Annotated in this window: 1 protein-coding gene; it reads right to left on the bottom strand. The window is 40.0% G+C overall.

The genetic code is table 11. The features are described from left to right. On the bottom strand, positions 1 to 623 hold a 623-nt coding region (gene aroE / locus AC1DTM_RS30570), incomplete at both ends, for a shikimate dehydrogenase (protein ID WP_477001714.1).

Genomic DNA, 623 nt, shown 5'->3' on the forward strand with positions numbered 1-623 from the left:
CACCCTGTCCACATTTCAAATGCAAGTGCACCTTGATAAACGAACATATCGATTCCATTTTGAATTATTGCACCTTGTTCTTTCGCATCGCCTAAAATTTTCGTCTCAAATGGATTATAAATAATATCAGAAACAATCGTTCCTTGTTTCAATGAACGAATTTCCAGCGGCGTATACGCAACATGTGGATGCATACCTATCGTTGTTGTTTGGATGATAATATCATATTCCCCTTGATTTTCTGCTGCACATTCTAACGATAGAGCATGCGAATTAACATTTGCCATGCACCCAGCGATAAGATTTTCCGCCTTATCTCTCGTACGATTAGCAATATCAATTTCTTTCACACCTACATCTGCAAGCGAGAAGTAAATAGCTCGGCTAGCACCACCTGCACCGATTAATAAAATACGTTTCTCTTGAAGTGGATCTTCACTAATTGACTGCAGGGCACGAACAAAACCAATTCCATCTGTATTATACCCAATCAATTTTCCATCTCGATGAACTACTGTATTTACCGCACCGATTTGCCTTGCTAGCGGGGCAACCTCATCCAAGTACTCCATAACTGCAACTTTATGCGGAGTCGTTACATTAAATCCTGAAATACCTAATGC

The organism is Bacillus sp. P4_D3, from assembly GCF_056401855.1.